Origin of the sequence: Cytobacillus mangrovibacter (assembly GCF_042865275.1) — a bacterium.
Lineage (GTDB): Bacteria > Bacillota > Bacilli > Bacillales > Cytobacillaceae > Cytobacillus > Cytobacillus mangrovibacter.
Genome location: NZ_JBIACJ010000008.1, coordinates 121,156 through 143,258, shown reverse-complemented (window position 1 = coordinate 143,258; position 22,103 = coordinate 121,156). Strand labels below are relative to the sequence as shown.

Here is a 22,103-nt window from a genome sequence, read left to right as displayed (position 1 = left end):
TTCTTTTTCTAAAGAATTCCTTTTCCCGTATTCTACGAAATGAAAAGATGAGGACTCTATAATGAAAGAAACACAACCTTCGATCCCATTTATATTTAAGATTTCTGCTGGAATCCTTGTATTTATCGGAATGTTTGTTATCGCCTGTGTTTTTGGGGCAGCAGATATTGCTGTGAAAGATGTATGGTTAGCGCTAACCTCCAATGCGACAGGTGAAAAAATTTCCATTATTCGTGAAATCCGGTTGCCTCGTGAAATTGCAGCCGTATTTGTCGGGGCTGCACTAGCGGTTTCTGGGGCAATTATGCAAGGGATTACAAGAAATCCGCTTGCTGATCCTGGATTGCTGGGATTAACTGCTGGGGCAAATGCGGCACTAGCCATTTCGATTGCCTTCATCCCTGCAACCAATTACTTTGGCATCATGATTGCCTGTTTTATTGGAGCCGCGGTTGGGGCTGTTATGGTTTTTGGAATTGGTGCAATGAAAAAAGGGGGCTTCTCTCCTCTTCGCATTGTGTTAGCAGGCGCAGCTGTATCTGCCTTTCTTTATGCAATTGCGGAAGGCATCGGGATCTACTTTAAAGTATCAAAGAATGTATCGATGTGGACTGCCGGCGGTTTAATTGGAACCTCATGGGGACAGCTCCAGATTATTGTTCCATTTATTTTGGTAGGAATTATTGTTTCGCTCTTCTTCTCAAGACAGCTGACTATTCTTAGTCTAAATGAAGAAGTTGCAGTTGGTCTTGGCCAAAAGACAGCACAAGTAAAGATTGTTCTATTTATTGTTATTATTCTACTTGCCGGTGCTGCTGTTGCACTTGTCGGGAATATGGTCTTCATTGGTTTAATGGTTCCTCATATTGTTCGTGCAATGGTTGGATCGGATTACCGGCTTATTATACCTATGTCAGCGCTTATAGGGGCGACATTTATGCTGTTAGCCGATACACTTGGCCGTACCATTAATTCACCTTATGAAACACCAATTATTGCTATTATTGCTATAATTGGTTTACCTTTCTTCCTGTTCATCATACGGAAAGGAGGAAAAGCATTCTCATGATACAGCCAGGATTACTTAAAAAACAACGAATTCTATTAGTTGTATTACTTGCACTTATTTTACTTACGATATTTGTTGGCATGGGGCTTGGCTACTCATCCATTTCCTATAACCGCTTAATGCCAATTTTATTTGGTCAGGGTACATTTAAAGAGGAGTTTATCTTATTCTCTATTCGATTGCCTCGAATAATCATTACCTTGTTAGCTGGAATGGCACTTGCTTTATCAGGAGCCATTTTGCAAGGGATTACACGGAATGACTTAGCTGATCCAGGAATCATTGGAATTAATTCAGGGGCAGGGGTAGCAATTGCTATTTTCTTCTTATTCCTACCGATTGAAGCCGGTTCCTTTGTTTATCTGCTTCCTGTTGTTGCATTTATTGGCGCTTTAATTACTGCATGCTTAATATATGCCTTTTCGTATAACAGAAAAGTCGGTCTCCAGCCTGTCCAATTAGTTTTAATTGGGGTTGGATTTTCAATGGCACTTGCCGGAGCGATGATTGTCCTTATTTCTTCCGCCGAACGGGAAAAAGTGGATTTCATTGCGAAATGGTTAGCGGGGAATATTTGGGGAACTGACTGGCCTTTTATTCTAGCCCTTCTTCCATGGTTAGTGATACTCATTCCCTTTACCTTATATAAGGCAAACCGTTTAAATCTCCTTAGTCTAAATGAGCCTGTAGCCATTGGTGTCGGTGTGTCCATTGAGAAGGAGCGCATTGTTTTGCTTCTAACAGCTGTTGCTTTAGCAGCCTCAGCCGTTTCTGTTACAGGCGGTATTACATTTATTGGCCTGATGGCTCCACATATAGCCAAAGCATTAGTTGGGCCAAGAAATCAATTGTTTATCCCTATTGCCGTTCTGATCGGCGGATGGCTGCTGTTATTTGCCGATACGGTTGGACGTAATATAGTTGAGCCAGACGGGATTTCAGCAGGGATCATGGTTGCATTAATCGGTGCTCCCTATTTTATGTATTTATTGTTGAAAAAATAAGAAAAGCGCAAGCGCCTTGATCATCGCCGTACAAACTGGAAGGGCTCTTCCTTTCGATAAAGGAAACACGGTTTGCGGTAGCGAACCGATGTTGACGCAATCGTTGCGGAGGAGACCTGAAGTTTGATAGGCGATAGGCGCTGGAGCTAGACAATTCTCTAACTCAAAAGTTAAACTCTCTTATCTTATAAGAAAAGGCTAGGATCCATTGTCGTCTTCCAATGGGTCCTAGCCTTTTCTTTCTAATTAACTTGTTTCAACGTACGTTTCAGAAATTCCTTTGTGCGCTCCCCAGTTGGATGATTGAATATCTGCTCCGGGCTTCCTTCTTCTGCAATAACACCTTTATCCATAAATACGACTCGATCAGATACTTCCTTGGCAAACTCCATTTCATGAGTAACGATTAGCATGGTAAGACCTGAGTCAGCAAGCTCCTTCATGACTTTAAGAACCTCTCCTACCATCTCTGGGTCGAGGGCTGACGTTGGTTCATCAAATAACATCACATCTGGTTCCATAGAAAGGGCTCTTGCAATAGCAACACGCTGCTTTTGACCACCTGATAGTTGTCTTGGCTTTGCATTGACGTACCTGTCCATTCCAACTACTTTCAAGTATTTCATTGCTACCTTTTCTGCTTCTTGCTTGGAACGCTTTAAAATCTTTACTTGTCCAACTACACAATTACCTAGCACATTATGGTTATTGAATAAGTTAAATTGCTGGAATACCATTCCGAGTTTTCTCCGATAGGCATGAATATCATGCTTGTCATCAAGAATATTTTCGCCATTGAAAATAATATTGCCGCCGCTCGGTTTTTCTAATAGATTCACACAGCGAAGAAGAGTAGATTTCCCTGATCCTGAGGAACCGATGATACAGACCACCTCTCCTTTGTTGACTGAGAAATGAATGTCTTTTAACACTTCATGACTTCCAAAGGATTTGCTTAAACGTTGAATATCAATAACAGTTTCCATATGATTCTCCTCCTTCGCTTTTACTTATCTGCACTATACGTACGATCCTCTACCGCTTCTGCCTGCATTGGATTGCCAACAACTGTATAGCTATCTGGCCCATCCAGCTTTCTTTCAAATGCACGAAGGATGAGAGTGACCGTGTAGGTCAATACAAAATAAATAATACTTACAATAAAGAATGCTTCAAAATATCTAAAGTTGTTCCCTGCAACTGTTTTGGTTTGGAAGAATAACTCCGCAATTGAAATAACACTTAATACAGCTGTATCTTTTATATTAATAATAAAATGATTGCCTGTTGCTGGTAAGATATTTCGAATAACTTGCGGCAATACAACATGATTCATTGTTTGAATATGATTCATCCCAATCGCCTGAGCTGCTTCATATTGTCCTTGATCAACAGAAATAATGCCTCCTCGCACAATCTCTGCCATATATGCTCCTGTATTAATCGATACAATCACAATTCCCGCTATGATCGGGTTCATTTGCCACCCAAATGCTGCTGCCGAACCATAATAAATAACCATCGCTTGCACAATCATTGGTGTACCACGGAAAAACTCTATATATATTGAAAGAATAATATTAATGATTTTCAGGAAGCTTTTCTTTGCACCGCGTTCAGGCATTGGAATCGTACGGATAACGCCGGCTAATAAACCAATGATGGCTCCTATAATTGTCCCGGTTAAAGCGATCAAGAGGGTTACACCAGCTCCTCGCAAAAACATCGGCCAATTGGTTTCAACTATTTTCATAATCCATTCTAAGCTCATTGTTCTCCTCCTTAGAAACTAAAGCCGACTACAAGTATGCAGCCGGCTTCACCAGATTATTATTCTGCTGCTGGTTGATTTTTAATTGCAGCATCCATAATGCTGATGCGTTCTTCCTCAGAAATACCTGCCAATATTTCATTCATTTTTGCTGTTAATTCGCTATCCTTTGCAATCCCCACAGCGATTGCCGTATCATCCTCAGATGTCTCGAATCCTTCTGTAAACTCAACCATAGCAAAGTTTTCATTTGCAGCAGATGCACTGACACCTTCTGGACGTTCTGAAACGTACCCATCAATCACACCTGATTCAAGCGCTACCCTCATTGCTGGGAAGTTGTCCATCGCTGTTTGCTTTTTAACACCGTTAATCTGGTCAATCACTGAATAATGGAATGTATTTAGCTGAGCCGTTATTTTCGCGTCGCTGAAATCTTGGATAGAAGTTGCTCCTTCGTATTTCCCGCCTTTTTTAACAACCATGACTAAATCGGATTTATAGTAGTTATCTGTGAAATCAATTGTCTCTTTACGTTCAGCTGTTGGCGACATCCCTGCGATGATTGCATCAATTTTGCCTGATAATAAGGCAGGTACAAGTCCATCCCATTCGGTTTTCACAATCACTAATTCTTTTCCAAGGCCTTCTGCAAGCTTTTTAGCTATTTCAACATCATATCCGCCTGCATATTCTGCATTACCTTCCATTTTCACTCCACCGTTGGAATCATCCATTTGGGTCCAGTTAAATGGGGCATACCCTGCTTCAAGTCCTACCTTAAAGGTATCCTTTTTCGGTGATGCTGATCCTCCTGTTCCTTCTGACTCATCGCTTGTTCCACATCCTGCTAACATAATAATTGCTGAGATAGCTAGGACTAAAAATAATGATAATTTTTTTCTCATGCTACTTTTCTCCTCCTATTTTCTTAGTTTAATAGTTTTAGTATATGCTTGACTTCTAGCTTTTAGGCTTTTTACTAAAAACAAAAAAGCGACCTGAGATGAACTCAAGTCGCTATACGTATAGTATGCCCCTAGAATCCTCTTCTTTCCCTAAATGAGATAGCACAACTCAATAAACCAGGTAAGTTTATCAAGACAGTCCTGCAGTTCTTAACTGCAGACCCAGCAAGTAATACTGAGAATATTACAAACTTCGGCGACATTTCCTTCTCCTTAGCATCCTAGCTTCTCATGCTCCACTAAAGACTAATAAATATCGCGCCTCTACCTCACCAGTTAAAGTGAGGTCTTATTAAATTATATTAACAAGGTTACAGTAGAAAGCCTATTCTGTCAACTTGATAAAATCGGTAGTCTTTTCCAATAGGTTAGATATGTTATATCACCTGCACTCCTTATAGTATTTAGCGCTCTCCATCCCTTGTCACTATGTTTACTATCTTTCTAATACTTAATAGATTAGGGTCATTTCTTTTTTATAAACTGAATACTATCCAAATATTGGTGCAAATTAAATATATTCTCGATTTATCGGAGTGATCAGTGTGCATAATTCATATTGGTTTCTAGCACTTATTATTTCAAGCATTATCATATTTATTTTTATTCTTTTTAAAAGAAGAAATACAGAAACCCTATTTCTTTTATTAGCAATGATTGGTCTCGGCTTTATAATTGAAACGGTTATCTTTACATTTTTAGGAAGCTATGAATATTATCCGAATTTCATCAAAGATCATCCCTATTACGACAACAACTTAGGCGCATTTACTTCAAATGCCTTTGCTTTACCTGTAATCGCAACTCTAATAAGCACTTTTAGTTTAAATTGGATCTGGATGATTGTATTTGCAGGAGTTTTTGTCAGTATTGAATGGTTATTTCTAAAACTTCAAATTTATTCGCATAATTGGTGGAAGTTAGGATATACAGGTTTTGGTCTGCCAATCTACTTTGCAACTGCAAAGGTTTTCTATCAATGGATTTTGAATCTTTCCAAAGGATTTAAGCAGAACTTGATTCTCTATTTAATTATTGGTGCCATTTCTTGCAGTACCCATCTGCTGCCAATTATTTTTTTCTCGAATCGAATATACAGTCCAGGATGGTTTGCAAATCTGGAGCACGATACTACTGCGTTTTCAGTTATTTTCTATTTATGTGATTCTCTTTATTACTGTTTAATAATAAATATTAACTGGAAAAAGAAGTGGGTAAAATATGCTTTAACCGGTTTACTTATGTATGCAGTCAATCAGCTCTTAGTGTCTTTTGGTATCCTTCAAAGTCTTGTTTGGTGGGATCCATTCTACTATATTGGTTTGCCATTATTACTTATTTTTCTAACAGGCATCATTGATAAAAGACTATCCATGACACTCTCATGAATAAAATGTAAATAATTGTAATACATTATGATGGAATATATATAACTAGTGTAAAGCAACTTCCATAAGAGGTGCTCCGATAATGATGAATCAACACAATCCTTCACTTGCAAGAATGAGTGTATTTGGAATCACATATCTTCAAAAGCAAAGCCCGCTTATGATTGCCTGGTGGTCTGCTGTTTTTCCTGGCTTTGGGCATTTCTTTCTTAACCACTATTTAAGAGCAACTTTTTTAACACTATCTGAGGTTTTTATTAATACCTTTGCACACATTAATGATGCAATGATTTATTCCTTTTGCGGGAAATTTGAACTTGCACAATCGGTTGTTCAACCTAAATGGGCCTTCGGGTATCTCATTATTTATCTGATTTCCATATGGGATAGTTACCGTTTAGCTACCTACCAAAATAAAATATATGATCTAACCTACCTTAAAAATATTCAGATCCCAAATGTCGGAATTTTCCCTTCTGAAGTTCAATTCTTAGATAGGAAAAAACCAAGCGTTGGTGCTATTTACTCTTTCCTTTTTCCGGGATTAGGGCAGCTATATGCTCACAGGTTTGGATTATCCTTTTATACGATGATTTGGTGGTGGATTTATCTATTCCTTTCAAGGCTTCATGAGTCTCTTTTACAATTAGTCCTTGGAAATCTTCATGCATCAAGCTTGATTCTTCAGCCACATTGGTTATTATTTATGCCTTCTGTTATGGGAGGAGCCATCTATCATGCTTATACTACAGTGATTGAACACAATAAGCTTTATCGTATCTCGCAACGTCAGTATCTTACAAATCGTTACAGGAATGATGATTTATTTATCTTCCATAAGCAGGTGTAATTCATATGATCATTATTGGAACCTTTAAACAATCAATTGAATTAGAGCAAGCATTAACTGTATTGGAGAATAGCTCTATTTCAAGGGATCAGATCCTTGTCGTTTTTATGGATGATAAGCCTGCACCTAGTCAGATTCCTGGAAGAACACGAAATATCCACTCAAATGCTTTTGAAATTGGCATGGCAAGTTCTACAGGATGTGCAGTTATTGGTGCCAGTGTTGGATTTACACTGTACTTAGGACCAATTATTTGCGGTCTCCTTGGTGCAGTTATTGGATTTGCCATTGGATATGCCCTGTATTATTTTCCAAATAAAAACAAGCTCCACTTAACAAAAATGAAAGGACAACCTGAGGTTGCTGTCATTATTCAATGCACAAAAAATCAACTATTGTTCATAGAAGATATCATGTGGGAAAACCAAGCTATTACAGTCGGGAAAACGCATCTGAACTCAATTAAAAGCTAGTGGGAATGAATAATTCCAAACTTTGAACAAAACATTGCTTTTAGCTAGAAGCCTTTTCATATATTGACCCTAGTACTATTATCGGAACAGTGGGCCAGTCCCCCTGTCCCTAAAGTATATTATTCACAACTATCTGAACAATTAAGGCGATGGTGACTATTCGCAAAATGGGTTTTACATACTTCGGCTTTAGCCTTTTAGCTATACGTACGCCAATTTGAGCACCTGCTACAGAGCCAAAGAGAAGCGCTAGTGTTAATGGCCAAATGATTTTACCTGTTGCAATATAAGTAATCGCCGCGCCAAAGCAGCTTGAAAAGGTAGCAAGACGGACAAAACCAACCGCTCGAATATAGGAAATATTTAAATACCCAAATAAATAAAGCATCAATGTCCCTTGGCCAGGGCCAAAAAGGCCATCGTAAATCCCAATCCCATAAAGACCTGGAATGCTTATTTTATTCATTTTCAAATGGGCATCTCCAGTGAAATCCTTTTTTCCAATAAATGAAGTAATAAAAGCAAATACAAGTAAAATGATTGCCACGATATACATATTTCCTTCTGATATTCTTGATGCAATAAAGCCGCCGCTTATTCCACCACCAACACTTACTGGAATTATCCATAGCGACTCTTTAAGTGAAATATCACCCTTCTTATATAGATGGAAAAAACTCGAAAAGGAACTAACTGTATTCGACACTTTATTGGCACCGATTGCGGAGTGGACAGGTATTCCCATAAGCAGCATGGCTGGCAGACTGATTAGACCCCCACCACCTGCAAGTGTGCCAATGGTTGTTGCACATATACCAATAAAGAAAATAAGCACATACTCCATACTTACACCCCCTTACTCAAAGTATATATCCATAGGGTGTATAAATAAATTTGATAGTTATTATAAAAATGGATAAGTAAAACTTATTGAATAGAAATAGGCAAAACAATTTGTTTTGCCTATTTCTGTATTCTCAGATCATCTTCATTTATCAAGTAACTACGGAACACTTTTAAAGGTTCTTTGACTCAGCTGATTCAATTGAGACAAGGGGCCTGCCCTGCTTATGGTCTTCCGCCTTTTCCAGGGAGTTCTACACCAAGTTCAGCTAATTTTTTCTGAGCCTCTTCCCGGGTGATTGTGCCCTCTCTTTCTTGTTCCATAATGCCTTGAACCTTTTCTCTTGTTTCTTCATCTAAATCTCCAAACATATCTCCAGGGCCTCCGCCCATTTCAGGTTGAGGTTGACCTTGGCCGCTCTCACCAGGACCACCTTGACCTCCTGGCCCGCCCTGGCCTCCTGGACCGGTGCTTCTACTTGTTGTGATACCAGATTCATTTATCCATGTGACAGATTCAGATATCGTAAACTCTACCACTTTTGTTCCTCCTTGATAGTCTCCAGTTTTATAAAGACCATCTGAATCACTCTCTGATGATGAACCGCCAGAGTATAAAATATAAGATGTATCCTTTGTTAATTCAGGGGAACCGATAAAGACAGATTGATAGTCTTTTTTCGGTGAAAAAGTTGTTATTGTATTTCCCTCATTGTCCTCAAGATGAACGATCGTACCAGCTTTCTGTGTTTCAGGATAAGTCATCAATAAAGAATTCTGTGTGGATTGTTCTGATGCAGCTTGTGCCATCCCAGAACTTCCCGCAGCAATTAGAAAACCCCCACTCATGTCAAAGCTTCCATCATAATCTAGTGGGCCGTTGCCATTGGATGTTGGCCCATTTACAATGACTGTCCCATCTGTCATTGCAATCGACCCATTGGCGTCCAATCCGTCTCCTTCTGCATCGACTGTAATATAACCGCCATTGATAATTAGCATATTTTCTTCTGAATCTGATTGGGTACTATTTTCCTCAGCATCCATTTGGTTTTCAGGATTTGCGGCTTCAGAACTTGCTTGTCCATCATTCACAGGACTAAATGGCGTACGGAATCCAGAGCCATCATTTCCTCCGCCAACGTTGATGCCATCATCACTGGCAACTACATGAATTTCACCGTCTGAAACAGTTATTTTTTCACTCTCTATCCCTTCATAGCTTTTGGTCACATTGATTTTTCCACCTTTAATTTGGAGAGAGGTATCTGCGTGAACTCCGTCATCTCCCGAGGCAATTGTTAGCTCACCACCTGCAATCGTTACATTGCTGTTACTGTGGACGGCATCATCAGATGAATCGATGGTAAACGTTCCTCCACCTATAGCTAATTCTGCAGTAGCCTTCAGCCCTTTTGCACTCTGTGATTCTGTTTCTGTTTCTTCAGTAGTTGCCTGATTCGTCTTTACATTCGAATTTTGATTTGGATTTTCATTCGGGCGTGTATTCGGGTCTGCCCCTGGATTTGCATTATCCCCCCATGGTTCGGGAGAACTTCCGCGATTACTTATCGTTTCTGGACTCCCACCTCCAGAGACAATTTTGAAGGAACCATCAGCAATCCATAAAGATGCTTCAGCCTGTATTCCGTCACTACCTGCTACAATGTCATAAGTACCTCCCTCTAGGGCGATGTTTCCTTTTGACGTATCTTTGTCATTCGTTGACTTAATCCCATCACCACCGGCTTCAATCGCGATCTCTCCAGCTTTAATGGCCACTAAATCCCTGCCCATTATTCCATCATCCACTGAATGGATTTGAATGGTTCCGCCTGTTATTTTTAAATCATCCTTACTGGCAATGCCGTTATTGTAATTAGCATGAACGACTAACTTACCAGAACCATTTATTGTTAGGTCATCCTTGCTAAAAATAGCTGCATTTGGTTCATCTGAGAATGAATCTTCAAAACGATATTCTTTTCCATCCGAAATATTATTTACTGTATCTTCTTGAAGAGAAATAATCGTTTTTTCGGCATTAATGATATTAATTGCTGCATTTTCTGTATTATTTATTTCCACTCCATTCAATACAAGCCGAACTGTATTTTTATCTTCGGAATCAACCGCAATTTGGCCATCATCCCACTTTCCGCTTATTACATAGACACCACCTGTTTTTATCGTAAGCGTTCTATCCTTTAAGAGGACGGCAGCAGATTGATCAAACTCAGCCTCAGATCCATTTAATTCGATGTAAGTGGGATTTTCATTTTTCCAATCCATGTAATCATCGTCTTTGTTATAAGTCACTGCCTTAGTAATCGTGTCAGTAATCTCTTTATTGCTGCCATTTTCTGTTGCAGTATCACTATCATTACTGCACCCAGATAATAAGCTTGCAGATAAAAGCGTTGCCGCTGCTATTAAATATCTCTTTTTCATAGTCGTCTCCTATTCCATATCAAAATTCATTCTTCTTGAACACATTATTACGGACAAACCTTAATCCAACCTTAAAACACAATTTTAGGCTGCGATTTTTCAACTTGTTGATTGGAACGGAAATTAACAGCTAGTTTAATAGAGCCTTTTTAATAAAAATTAAAAAACATTTTGCATTCAATCTAATTCGTCCTATAATCTAAGCAATAATAGAAAGAGAAAAGGGGAACATCATGAAGTTATTAATTATTGAAGATGATCAATACCTTTCAGAAACAATACGAGAAACAATCGGTGATATATATGAAACAGAGCAGGCCTTTGACGGAGAAGAGGGTCTATTCCTTGCTGAACAAAATATTTTTGACTGTATCATTCTGGATATTATGTTACCAAACATAAATGGGTATGAGGTTTTAAAACAGCTAAGGAAAAAAAATATTTCAACCCCTGTTATTATGCTGACAGCCAAAGATGGGATTGATGATAAAATTCAAGGATTTAAAGTAGGAGCGGACGACTATATCGTAAAGCCCTTCCATCGCGAAGAGCTCATGCTGCGTTTAGAGGCAATCATTAGAAGAGCAGGAGGGAATTTTGAAGAAAATGCGATTTCCTTTAAAGAGTTAAAATTAAACTTAAAAAATAAAACGGCCTCGATTGGAGAGGAACTGGTGAATCTTAATGGAAAACAATTCGACTTGCTGGAGTACTTGATCAACAATAAAAATTCGATCGTAACGAAAGAACAAATCTTTGATCGAATTTGGGGATTCGAATCAGATACCTCTACAACCGTTGTAGAAGTATACGCAAGTAAATTAAGAAAAAACTTAAAAAAGTTCGGCTATGATCAATATATTAAAACCTTCCGGGGTCTTGGCTATATGCTATCTGAAAATGGTGAAGGAAATGTTTAAAAAAACAATTTTTCGTAAGCAGCAATTGAAATTTATGGCTTTTAACCTCATTGCTTTTACGGTTATCTTTGCCATTTTTGGCGTCATTATAATTGGTCAGGTGCAGAGAACACTGTATTCGAAATCAGATGAGGAGCTAAAGTCATTTAAAGAAATGATGATTGAACATCCTTCAAGAGGATTCGAATCTCCACTTCCAGATGAAAAAATGGATCGTCTTCCTCCCTATGAGGAACGACAAAGAGACCGTCCGAACCCTCGTATCATTGTACTTAAATGGAATAAAGAGGGGGAAATTATCAATCAAAATGAGATTGGCACTTCTTTTTACGAAAGTTTTATACAGGATTATCCATTTGATAAAACAAATATTGATACGATTACAAATACTACCATTCATAACCAATACCATTTTAGGTACCTTCTATTTGAAACGACCGATACAAAAGGTGAAATAACTTATACACAGCTACTGATTAATACGGAGGCAGAACAAACAATTATAGATAACTTTGAACGGCTTATTATCATTTGTTCGATTATCTTCGTCATCCTTTCTATCTCGGCAAGCTATATTTTATCTAGAAAAATGATGATGCCTATCATTCATTCGTGGAATAAGCAGGCTGAGTTCGTTGAAAATGCCTCGCATGAGCTCAGAACGCCATTAACAATTATTCAAAATAAATTAGAGCTGCTGCTAACCGAGCCGCAAGAAAAAATTATCAATAAATTTGAGAATATTGCACTCAGCCTATCAGAAACAAGGCGATTATCGAAGCTCACCTCTGATTTACTAACCTTAGCACGCGCTGACTCAGCTGAAACACAGCTAACGAAACAGACAATAGATATTGATCAATTTATTCAAGGAGTTTGCGCTCCTTATATGGAAATAGCGGAGTCACAAGATAAGCATTTTTGGCTCAATTTAAACTGTAAAGTAAGTATGGAAGCTGATGAAGTACGCCTCCACCAGCTTCTCGTCATTCTCCTTGATAATGCTTTAAAATACACGAGTGATGATGATAGCATTGGAGTAAAAACGTATGTAGAGGATCATAAAGTAGTTTTCGAGGTTAGCGATACTGGGATTGGAATTAAGGAAGAAAACATGAAATATATCTTTGATCGCTTTTACAGAGAGGATAAGGCACGATCAAGAGAAACGGGTGGAATGGGACTAGGACTCTCCATTGCGCAGTGGATTGTAACCAAACATAATGGAACAATTGCTGTATTTCAAAATAAACACCAAGGAACAACCTTTAAAGTAAAGCTGCCAAAGTAGGAGATCACATGTGATCTTCTTTTTTATTTTCTCTAAAGGTCTTTAAGGTTTATTTAAGGTTTGTCCCTAATAATGTGAATCACAGCGCTAATCGTATAGAAGGGGAATGAGAAATATGAAGGCGATGACCTTAAATGGTGTGCAGGGCCGGACCGAATTAAAGCATGAAATAACGAAAATGGACTGCTACCTTCTTAGAAATAGGCTAAAGCATTACATGGAAGTCGATCCACACGCAAATAACGATGGGAAATATGTCATTCGAAGTGTTTACTTTGATAATTTCGACAATAAAGTGCTTACTCAGAAGAAGGAAGGGCATTATGAGCGTGATAAATTTCGGGTGAGGCTCTATGACTACAATACGGATTATCTTACACTCGAAAAAAAGAGCAAGCGTAATAATCTGACATACAAACAAAAGTGCCGAATCAGTATGGAGGAATACGAATGCATCAGACATAGGGACATCCTTTGGATGGAAAATGATTCGAGAGCTCTCATACAAGAGTTATTCATACAAATGAACCTGCTCCAATTAAAACCGGTGACAGTTGTAGATTACGAAAGGGAAGTGTTTATTTATCGTCACGGAAATGTACGGGTAACCTTTGATAGTTCCATCAAAACTAGCTTTCGCAATAATGATGTCCTGAATCCCGATATTGCCATGATTGAAACAAATCCGAATATCGTCATTCTCGAAGTGAAATTTGATGAATATCTTCCCGACGTCATCAAAAAGTTACTCCAACTAGGAGACAGAAGAAAAGGAACCTATTCAAAATACCAAATTAGCCGGATGTACGGCTAATGGGGGACATGGGGGCAGGTACACGGTCCCACATATAAAAAACAGAAAAATTTGGAGGAATAAGTAATGGAAAATGTAAACTTCAGTGATATTTTCAAATCGAGTTTTTTAGAAAAGACAAACAGCTTCTCAATTATTGATTCACTTATTGGCTTATTAGTAGCATTCGCAGTAGGATTATTCATTTATTGGGTTTATAAAAAAACCTTCTCAGGCGTTATTTATTCACACACCTTTAATATCTCATTAATTGTCATGTCAATGGCCACTACATTAATCATTATGGGGATCTCATCCAATATCTTGTTATCGCTCGGAATGGTCGGTGCTTTATCCATTGTCCGTTTTAGAACACCTATTAAAGATCCAATGGACATTGTTTATATTTTTTGGGCAATTGTGTCAGGTATTTTATGCGGTGCAGGTTTTATCCCTCTTGTCATTCTTGGTTCAATTCTAATTGGAGCTGTATTAATTTTCTTTATTAATCGGATTAAAGTTGAAAATCCATACTTATTAATCGTTAGGTATAGTGATCGTACGATTGAAAATCCAATAGAACATGTGATAGCTGAGCATTCATTGAAGCATTCGATTAAATCAAAGTCTGTCATGCCTGGGGATGATCATGAAGTCACTTATGAAATTCGGATAAAGGAAAATAACATGAGCTTTATCAATAATATTTCAGATATGAAAGGTGTTAAATCAGCCATTATGTTAAGCTATGATGGCAATTTCACAGCTTAAAGGGACAGATTCACTGTCCCTTCTTTTTTTGTTCCAGGGACCTGCCCCTGTTAGATTTTCATCACTCCGCCTGTACTGGCTGATGTGACTAGTTTAGAATATCGCGCTAGATAGCCTTTTTTAATTTTGGGTGCTGGTTGGTGCCAGTTGGCTTTCCTTTCATTTAATTCTTCTTCAGCTAGCAGAACTGAAATGGTCCGATTAGTTAAGTCAATTGAAATGGTATCGCCATTTTGAACTAGTGCAATCGGTCCTCCCTCTGCGGCTTCAGGAGAAATATGTCCAATTGAAATTCCACGGGATGCACCAGAGAACCTTCCATCTGTAATGAGTGCAACTTCCTTTTCAAGACCCCTTCCTGCAATGGCTGCGGTTGGTGCCAGCATCTCAGGCATACCAGGTCCTCCCTTTGGTCCTTCATAACGGATGACAACTACATGGCCGGGCTTCACTTCACCACTTTCGATGCCTGCCAATACTTCATCTTGGGATTCATAGACAATGGCTTCTCCCTTAAACGTCTTAATTGAAGGATCAACTGCCCCCACCTTAATAACACAGCCATCTGGTGCAATATTTCCAAATAATATCGATAATCCGCCCACAGGACTATAGGCCGTTTCCTTCCGACGGATCACGTCGTCATTTAGAATTTCTGCACCCTTGACATTTTCATACAGGGATTTACCTGTAACTGTCATTCGATCCCCATGAATAGCGCCTTCCATTTCACAGAGTTCCTTAATAATGGCACTTACCCCACCCGCATAATGAACATCTTGCATCGAATAGTCTGATGCAGGGCTGATTTTAGACAAATATGGAATTCTCTCAGCAACTTCGTTAATTCGATTTAAGTCATATTCGATTTCTGCCTCATGAGCAATCGCTAATGTATGAAGGACGGTATTGGTCGATCCCCCCATCGCCATATCCAGTGCAAAGGCATCATCAATAGTATCTTTTGTAATAATATCCCGTGGCTTAATATCCTTTTTGATCATTTCCACTAAATGTCGTGCTGCATCATAGATTAACTGATGCCGCACCTTTGATGTGGCAACAATCGTTCCATTACCTGGTAGAGCCACACCTAGCATTTCCATCAGTGAGTTCATCGAGTTGGCAGTAAACATCCCCGAACAAGAGCCGCATGTAGGGCAGGCATTGCTTTCAATATCAAGTAATTCCTCCTCTGACATTCGGCCTGATTGATAAGCACCGACCCCTTCAAAAACAGAAACTAAAGACAGAGGCTGTCCGCTGCTTGAAACTCCTGCTTCCATTGGACCGCCTGATACAAATATAGAAGGGACATTTGTTCTTACCGCAGCCATAAGCATTCCCGGTGTAATTTTGTCGCAGTTAGGAATGTAAAATACGCCATCAAACCAATGCGCATTGATGACTGTTTCTGCTGAATCAGCAATGAGCTCCCGGCTCGGCAAAGAATACCTCATTCCAATATGCCCCATAGCAATTCCATCATCCACTCCAATCGTGTTGAACTCGAATGGAATCCCGCCTGCCTCTCTAATTGCATCCTTAACCACATCAGCAAACTGTCTAAGATGAACATGCCCAGGGATAATATCAATATAGGAGTTACAAACACCGATAAATGGCTTTTCCAGATCCTTTAATTTCACTCCAGTTGCATAAAGCAAGCTCCGATGTGGGGCACGATCGACCCCTTTCTTAATCATGTCACTGCGCATACGAATCTCCCCATTCCTTGGATTTCTTAAATACTCCCAATCTTCAAGCCTACTTTCCTGAAAATACAAAAAACCCATCCCCAAATATAGGGACGAGTTGACTCGCGATACCACCCTAGTTCCGTGTAAAAACAACCTGCATACGGCTCTCGATTAACGTACATACATACGTATTCCTTCATAACGGAGGGCTAGCCGGCAATTCTTACTAAACAGTTCAGAAATGCATTTCAGAGATGATTTTCGGATAAGTCCCGAACATCGGCTCTCACCATTTGCCGATTCTCTATGGAACAGGTTCCTATCTTACTCTTCTCGTCAACAATTTTAATTATTCAAAATATATTAACTATTAATTTAACCACTTATCTGGTATTTGTCAATATTTTTATGATAAATACAGAAAACACTAATGTTGTTTGATCCTCTTCTCATTACTCAACAATTACTGTATTTTGAATCCAGCATATTTCCTTAAAAACCCTTAAGGTTTATTTAAGGTTCATCCTTAATAATGATAGAGGGACAGATTCATTGTCTCTTCCAATATAAATGAGGACGAGGGTCCTGCCCCTCTATCCTGCCAAGGAGAAGAAATATGAAAAAAATAGCGACTAAAATAATTTTTTTATCTTTGATTAATTCGATTATTGTGGCTGCCATCAATGTTGGTGGTGCACTATTTATGAATGGAGACCGCGAAAATGCACCTGCTGCAGCAAGTGGTGGTGCTACTGCCATGCAAGAGGGAGGACACTTTTTAATTCCCACTCCCATTTTAATAGGACTAGCCATATCTCTCATCATCGGAATCATTCTATCTTATTTTTTAGGGAAAACTATTTCAAAGCCCATTCTCCAAATGACTGAAATCGCGGAGAGAACAGCTAGGTTTGATTTAAGCGAGGACGATCTATTTTACGAAAGTATACATAAGCAAAAGGATGAAACAGGGCAGATGGCTGAAGCACTATGGCAGACAAGGAAGGCTTTAAGAGATTTAGCCATTCGATTACAAGGTTTCTCATCAACAATTGCCTCACATTCTACTCATCTCACACAGAATACAGAAGAAAATGTACACGCTATTACTCAAGTTGTAGCCACCATTGATGGCATAGCAGTTGGAAATAAAAATCAAGCCCAAACGATTAAAGATATTAACATTACATTGATAGATGTTGTCAATCTAATAGATAATATGACTCGTGAAGCTTCAAATGGTGCAGAATATACAGTAGCTTCTCTTCATGCAGTTATAGAGGGGCAAAAGACTGTGGATTTGCAAACAGCAAAGATGGATCAAAACATTGCCGTATCATCAGAGGCAAACCAATCAATTAATGAACTTAGCTATATGATTGATCAGGTAAAGGGAATTGTTCATGTAATCACTTCTATCGCAGAACAAACCAATCTTCTAGCTTTAAATGCATCGATAGAAGCAAGCAGAGCTGGTGAAGCAGGCAAAAGCTTTGCCGTGGTGGCCGGTCAAATTAGAAATTTAGCTGAAGAGTCCTCAAAGGCAGCAAAAGAAATATCAAATTTAATCACAAAGACAACAGAAAAATCCAATATGGCAGTTACTAAAATTAGTAGAGCCAATTCACTTATATACGAACAAAAAGATGCTTTGAAAATAACCGAATCTGCATTCGAAAAAATTAAAGTCACATATGATAGCATCGTTGATAGCTTTAAACATACGGCAACAGCAATTGAAACCATCAATCAAAAGTCCAAGCGAATTTCTAGCCAGCTTCAAGAAATGACCCGAACCGCTGAAGACTTTGCTGCAAGCACAGAGGAGATATCAGCCTCAGGGCAGGAGCAGCTTGCATCAACTGAAATCATTTCACAATCCTCAAAAGACTTAAGCATAGTAGCTGACAAATTGAATATAGAAATTAATAGATTTAAAGTTTCCTAGTGGGACAGGTTCCCTGTCTCAGCAGATTCATATAGAAAAAAAGAGAAGCCCCGGCGGCTTCTCTTCTTAATGCTTATGCTAGTTCTTCAGTGGATGAGAAGTATTCTTGTTTTTTCTGAGAGTCGAATCGACCTTCCCATTTAGACATAACGACTGTTGCTAATGCATTGCCTATAACGTTTACGACGGTACGTGCCATATCAAGGAGTCTGTCGATTCCTGCGATAAATGCAAGTCCTTCCAATGGAATACCTACTGTTCCTAAAGTGGCTAGTAAGACAACAAAGGAAACACCTGGTACACCAGCAATCCCTTTTGATGTAACCATTAAAACAAGAACTAATGTAACTTGCTGTGTAATACTTAAATCAATATTGTACATTTGTGCGATAAAAATAGCTGCAAGTGCTTGATATAGTGTCGAACCATCCAAGTTAAAGGAATAACCTGTTGGCACAACAAAGGAAACAATATCTTTTGGACATCCAAACTTCTCCATTTTTTGTATTACCTTTGGCAATACGGTTTCAGAACTAGAGGTTGAATAGGCCAAAAGAAGCTCGTCTTTCAATACTTTAATTAAGTGGAAAATATTCACTCCAACTAGCTTTGCAATTCCGCCTAGTACAACGATAATAAAGAAGGCCATCGTTGCATAAACAAGGATCATTAGTTTACCTAGTGGCAGTAATGATTCTAGTCCAAATTTTGATACCGTTACACCAATTAAAGCAAATACACCGAACGGGGCAAACTTCATAATAAGGTTTGTCACCCAGAACATTGCCTCGGCCATACCCTCGAAGAAGGAAAGCACAGGTTTTCCCTTTTCACCAATAGCCGCAATTCCTAAACCGAATAACACGGAAAAGAAGATAATAGCTAGCATATCCCCTTCTGCCATTGATTTGACCACATTACTCGGAACTATATCTACAATAATATCCAATATCCCATGGCTTTCACTTTGTACTTTCTCAGTTGTTTGAACATATTGATCAATATTCCCTTTGGACAGAGACGACATATCCACGCCTTCACCCGGTTGGAAAATATTCGCGGCTAGTAAGCCGACAATAATCGCAATGGTTGTAACAACTTCAAAATAAATAAGAGTTTTTCCGCCAAGCTTACCTAATTGCTTTATATCTCCAGTACCAGCAACACCTATAATTAAAGTAGAAATAATAATCGGTACAACGATCATTTTAATCATATTAAGGAAAATCGTTCCGATAGGCTGTAAGTATGTTTCTACCGCAGGATTTCCAAAGAAAATCGCTCCAACAACAATCCCCAAGATCAAGCCGGTAAGAATTTGATAGGCTAAAGAAAATTTAAACTTTTTCTTCATCAAGAAGTCACCCCTTTATTATAATGAAAACGCTTTCTATCCCCTAGTTAGCTTATAGAATGATTTTATGGGAGACCTATCAAATTCTACAAAATCCGACATTTTTAAAATTTGTTTATTTAAAAATAATCCATTATTCACTTAATGAGTGTATTTTTCCATCGTTTCAAGGTATAACACCTGAAGGAACTTTTTGATATTAATTTTCACCTTTACTAATTCACTTCTGCCTTCTTGGATAGAAATCATTTGATTTCTAATTTCTTGGAAGTCAAAGTAACGGGGGGCATAATATTCAAACTCATGATTCGTATAATCAATGGCTCCCAGCGAAGCTAGATTATTGACTGCTGTTAGAATCGTTCTACGAATTCGCTGTTCCATTGCTTTACTTTCCCTTTTTAAATCGGATTCACTGGATTCTCCCTTCATGGTCACCGCTTCATATAACTCCTTTAAAGACGGCAATTGAGCAACCCTTTTATCTTGATTCATCAGAAACTCAATAATGGTAACGATATCATCACTTCCAACTTCACCGATGATTCCCATATCATTTAATATCGCCAAAACAATTTCTTTTACACTTGACTGTCTTCGTATTGTTTTCGTTAATCCGATATTGGCTAAAGATTCCTGAATGGCTAGCAGTGAGCCCTTGAGTCTGAATTGCTCTGTTGTTTTCTTTAAAATACTTAACACTTCAACTCGATTGATTGGTTTATGTATAAAGAACTCTACCCCTTTTTCGTAAGCCTCTCCAACCATCTCTTTGTTAACAATTTGGGAAATCATAATGAATTGACCTTTAAATCCTTCCATTTTCAAGCGTTCAATCGTCTCAATCCCATCTAACTCAGGCATTAATAAATCAATTAATACAACATCAGGGTGCATAGTAAGAATGGACGAAACACCGTTTATACCACTTTCCGCCTCACCTACTACAACACCAAGATCCCCCTCCATTATGATATTTTTCAGCATTGTTCTACTAGCGGGATCATCATCTACAATAAAATAACGCAGGATTACTCAACTCTCTTTCGTATATTTTCCGTTGGGATTAGGATTCGGAACGTGGCGCCCTCTTCTTTTGTTTCAATTTGAATTTGCCCTTCTAGCTTCTCAACAATTTCTCGTACGTGAGATAGTCCAATCCCAGTTGCAGCAACACCTTGATCATTAAATTTAGTTGTATAGCCCGGTTCAAAAATGATCGAGACATCCTCTATTGGAATCCCCTTGCCTGAATCCTTTATGACAATACAAATATGTGATGACTTCTCCACTACATCTAAGTGGATGTCTCCTTGATTTGTAATGGATTCGACAGCATTGGCTGTAAGATTATTTAAAAGGGCAAGCAGCGGGATTTGCTGATCCGTTTCGAAATCAATGGATATACTTAAATGAAAGATAATATTCTTCTTTAATAGTTCACTATATTTCTCATTTGCCATAACAACAAGATTAAATACATCTGTAAGAAAGAGCGTATCATCGCTTTTTCTTACAGATAGTTTCGTCAGCCCAGCTAAAATTCGCTGTGAATCTTTTTTTACTTCATGAATCTCTTGAGCAATCAGCAGTGCTTGAACACTTAATGAATGCAACTCTTCCTTTTTTAACTTTCGATATAAATCATAGCTCTCAGCTGTTATTTGTTCAATATGATTCATTGATTTTTGCAGGTAAAGGGCTTCTCCATACAGTTCAGAGCCGACACCAAGCATTTCCTGCATCCGTTTCTTTTGTTCCGAAACTGTGATGGAACTATATATTCCTACGACAAAGCAGCTGCGAAATAAAGCTACCCCACTTAATAAAGCCAACTCTCGAAGGTCTAAAGCTGTTTGGTGCAACAGCCCATTTCGCATAAGGTGTTCAGCCACATTTCCAATCCATTCAAAAAGGGAAGCCCAAGCGCCCAAAATGAGTGGGGCTGTCTTATACTTTTCAATTTTGATTATATGTAAGCCTAGCGCATAGATAAAATAAAATAAAAAGGCGGGCAAATGCCTCATGAAGCTTATTGTAATGAGCATTTCACTGAAAAGGATATCCTCAAATACGCGGAAACAAACAACTGTTATCCCCGTAATAATACCCGTTCGAATAAGGGATGGCGGGGACCAAATAAGAACAAGCAAAAAAAAGGTAATACTCCCCAACCCAAAGCGAAATGCCTCTCCATCGAAGGGGACTACTTTCACTTCACTCGCAATTGCCGTTAATAGAGCCGTAAGAATGACTATAAATCCATTGGTTCTGTTAAAACTTTTATTAAAATTTATTTTTGCAGAAATCATTCGTATCACCTAATTACACTTATTTTAAAATAGCCAATGTTAAATAATATTGTTTGTGCACAAAATCGCCATTGGTGTACCCGCTCATTAAGTTATTCATTCGAATAAAACACATTCGCGTCTACACCAATGGCTCCTTATCAACATCATAGATTAACAAAGCCTTAAAATAATATAGCATTTCTTTAAAGATAGTT

19 protein-coding genes, 1 riboswitch and 1 other annotated feature are annotated in these 22,103 nt (G+C 38.5%); of the genes, 10 read left to right on the top strand and 9 right to left on the bottom strand.

Annotated elements, in window-relative coordinates:
• The first annotated feature begins 61 nt into the window (after nt 1-61).
• The gene (locus ACFYKT_RS15585) at nt 62-1,069 is read left to right on the top strand and encodes a FecCD family ABC transporter permease (protein WP_389221484.1); all 1,008 of its coding nucleotides are present in this window, start codon (nt 62-64) and stop codon (nt 1,067-1,069) included.
• The gene (locus tag ACFYKT_RS15580; RefSeq protein WP_389221482.1) at nt 1,066-2,073 is read left to right on the top strand and encodes a FecCD family ABC transporter permease; all 1,008 of its coding nucleotides are present in this window, start codon (nt 1,066-1,068) and stop codon (nt 2,071-2,073) included. Before ACFYKT_RS15585 ends, ACFYKT_RS15580 begins: the two co-directional genes overlap by 4 nt.
• 242 nt (nt 2,074-2,315) lie before the next feature.
• Here the strand turns inward: ACFYKT_RS15580 and ACFYKT_RS15575 are convergent, their stop codons facing one another.
• The 3 genes from ACFYKT_RS15575 to ACFYKT_RS15565 are packed head-to-tail and all read right to left on the bottom strand — an operon-like array spanning nt 2,316 to nt 4,752.
• Nucleotides 2,316-3,059, bottom strand: coding sequence for an amino acid ABC transporter ATP-binding protein (locus tag ACFYKT_RS15575; RefSeq protein WP_389221480.1), 744 nt, complete (start codon nt 3,057-3,059; stop codon nt 2,316-2,318).
• 20 nt (nt 3,060-3,079) lie between these two features.
• Nucleotides 3,080-3,844: an amino acid ABC transporter permease gene (locus ACFYKT_RS15570; protein ID WP_389221478.1), complete on the bottom strand. Its 765-nt coding sequence runs from the start codon at nt 3,842-3,844 to the stop codon at nt 3,080-3,082.
• A 59-nt stretch (nt 3,845-3,903) separates the two neighbouring features.
• The gene (locus ACFYKT_RS15565; protein WP_389221476.1) at nt 3,904-4,752 is read right to left on the bottom strand and encodes a transporter substrate-binding domain-containing protein; all 849 of its coding nucleotides are present in this window, start codon (nt 4,750-4,752) and stop codon (nt 3,904-3,906) included.
• 152 nt (nt 4,753-4,904) lie between these two features.
• Nucleotides 4,905-5,087, bottom strand: a riboswitch (Lysine riboswitch).
• Nucleotides 5,088-5,357: 270 nt separating this feature from the next.
• Between ACFYKT_RS15565 and ACFYKT_RS15560 the strand changes: the two genes are divergently transcribed.
• From ACFYKT_RS15560 to ACFYKT_RS15550, 3 genes are all read left to right on the top strand, one after another.
• Complete coding sequence (locus tag ACFYKT_RS15560) at nt 5,358-6,200, top strand: hypothetical protein (RefSeq protein ID WP_389221474.1); 843 nt, start codon at nt 5,358-5,360, stop codon at nt 6,198-6,200.
• Between the two features lie 82 nt (nt 6,201-6,282).
• Nucleotides 6,283-7,050, top strand: coding sequence for a hypothetical protein (locus tag ACFYKT_RS15555; RefSeq protein ID WP_389221472.1), 768 nt, complete (start codon nt 6,283-6,285; stop codon nt 7,048-7,050).
• 5 nt (nt 7,051-7,055) lie between these two features.
• Entirely contained in the window at nt 7,056-7,523 is a 468-nt protein-coding gene (locus ACFYKT_RS15550; RefSeq protein ID WP_389221470.1) for a hypothetical protein, read from the top strand.
• A gap of 109 nt (nt 7,524-7,632) precedes the next feature.
• Here ACFYKT_RS15550 and ACFYKT_RS15545 read toward each other — a convergent pair whose 3' ends face one another.
• Both ACFYKT_RS15545 and ACFYKT_RS15540 read right to left on the bottom strand, forming a co-directional pair.
• A complete protein-coding gene (locus ACFYKT_RS15545; protein WP_389221468.1) occupies nt 7,633-8,367 on the bottom strand; it encodes a sulfite exporter TauE/SafE family protein in 735 nt (244 codons plus the stop codon).
• 224 nt (nt 8,368-8,591) lie between these two features.
• Nucleotides 8,592-10,817 carry a carbohydrate-binding domain-containing protein gene (locus tag ACFYKT_RS15540; RefSeq protein ID WP_389221466.1) on the bottom strand — a complete coding sequence of 742 codons (2,226 nt, stop codon included), beginning with the start codon at nt 10,815-10,817 and terminating at the stop codon, nt 8,592-8,594.
• Between the two features lie 233 nt (nt 10,818-11,050).
• On the opposite strand from ACFYKT_RS15540, the gene ACFYKT_RS15535 reads away from it, so the two are divergent.
• The 4 genes from ACFYKT_RS15535 to ACFYKT_RS15520 all read left to right on the top strand — a co-directional run bounded on the left by ACFYKT_RS15535 (nt 11,051) and on the right by ACFYKT_RS15520 (nt 14,592).
• Entirely contained in the window at nt 11,051-11,737 is a 687-nt protein-coding gene (locus ACFYKT_RS15535) for a response regulator transcription factor (RefSeq protein ID WP_389221464.1), read from the top strand.
• Nucleotides 11,730-13,028, top strand: a complete 1,299-nt coding sequence (locus tag ACFYKT_RS15530; protein WP_389221462.1) for a sensor histidine kinase — start codon at nt 11,730-11,732, stop codon at nt 13,026-13,028. Before ACFYKT_RS15535 ends, ACFYKT_RS15530 begins: the two co-directional genes overlap by 8 nt.
• 115 nt (nt 13,029-13,143) lie before the next feature.
• Nucleotides 13,144-13,842, top strand: a complete 699-nt coding sequence (locus ACFYKT_RS15525; protein WP_389221460.1) for a polyphosphate polymerase domain-containing protein — start codon at nt 13,144-13,146, stop codon at nt 13,840-13,842.
• Between the two features lie 66 nt (nt 13,843-13,908).
• Nucleotides 13,909-14,592, top strand: coding sequence for a DUF4956 domain-containing protein (locus ACFYKT_RS15520; RefSeq protein WP_389221458.1), 684 nt, complete (start codon nt 13,909-13,911; stop codon nt 14,590-14,592).
• 50 nt (nt 14,593-14,642) lie between these two features.
• Here ACFYKT_RS15520 and ilvD read toward each other — a convergent pair whose 3' ends face one another.
• Entirely contained in the window at nt 14,643-16,310 is a 1,668-nt protein-coding gene (gene ilvD / locus ACFYKT_RS15515) for a dihydroxy-acid dehydratase (RefSeq protein WP_389221649.1), read from the bottom strand.
• A gap of 85 nt (nt 16,311-16,395) precedes the next feature.
• Nucleotides 16,396-16,641, bottom strand: a binding site (T-box leader).
• Nucleotides 16,642-16,908: 267 nt separating this feature from the next.
• On the opposite strand from ilvD, the gene ACFYKT_RS15510 reads away from it, so the two are divergent.
• Nucleotides 16,909-18,240 (top strand): methyl-accepting chemotaxis protein, encoded by a 1,332-nt coding sequence (locus ACFYKT_RS15510; protein WP_389221456.1) that lies wholly within the window; start codon nt 16,909-16,911, stop codon nt 18,238-18,240.
• 73 nt (nt 18,241-18,313) lie between these two features.
• On the opposite strand, the gene ACFYKT_RS15505 is transcribed toward ACFYKT_RS15510, so the two are convergent.
• From ACFYKT_RS15505 to ACFYKT_RS15495, 3 genes are all read right to left on the bottom strand, one after another.
• Nucleotides 18,314-19,594, bottom strand: a complete 1,281-nt coding sequence (locus ACFYKT_RS15505) for a cation:dicarboxylate symporter family transporter (RefSeq protein WP_389221454.1) — start codon at nt 19,592-19,594, stop codon at nt 18,314-18,316.
• A 141-nt stretch (nt 19,595-19,735) separates the two neighbouring features.
• Complete coding sequence (locus ACFYKT_RS15500) at nt 19,736-20,623, bottom strand: response regulator (protein ID WP_389221647.1); 888 nt, start codon at nt 20,621-20,623, stop codon at nt 19,736-19,738.
• A gap of 2 nt (nt 20,624-20,625) precedes the next feature.
• Nucleotides 20,626-21,906, bottom strand: a complete 1,281-nt coding sequence (locus ACFYKT_RS15495; RefSeq protein ID WP_389221452.1) for an ATP-binding protein — start codon at nt 21,904-21,906, stop codon at nt 20,626-20,628.
• Nucleotides 21,907-22,103: the final 197 nt, after the last annotated feature.